We start from the raw sequence: 302 nt of genomic DNA, 5'->3' as shown, positions 1-302 counted from the left end.
CAGCCGATCAACGGAACCATCCGCTTCGACGGCGAAGATGTGTTTGCCATGAATGGTACAGCCATTCGCTCTATTCGCGGCAAGCGCATTGCCATGATCTTTCAGGAGCCGATGACCTCGCTCAATCCGTCTTTGACGATTGGCCGGCAGCTGGAAGAAGGGCTGGAACTGCACTATCCGCAGGAAAGCAAAAAAGAGCGGCAGCTCAAAATCATTAACATGCTGGAAAAGGTCGGCATCAAGGATGGTGAAAAAGCACTGAGTGCCCATCCGCATCAATTTTCCGGCGGCATGCGTCAGCG

At 53.3% G+C, this 302-nt stretch carries 1 protein-coding gene; it reads left to right on the top strand.

Features of this window, described 5'->3' with window-relative positions:
* Positions 1-302, top strand: a 302-nt coding sequence (locus tag HBA93_RS20395; protein ID WP_221724488.1) for an ATP-binding cassette domain-containing protein, incomplete at both ends; no start/stop codon positions are given.

Source organism: Ochrobactrum sp. SFR4, from assembly GCF_019730395.1.
Taxonomy (GTDB): Bacteria; Pseudomonadota; Alphaproteobacteria; order Rhizobiales; family Rhizobiaceae; genus Pseudochrobactrum.
The sequence above is the reverse complement of the archived record's forward strand: the minus strand, read 5'-3'. Positions and strand labels throughout refer to the sequence as shown.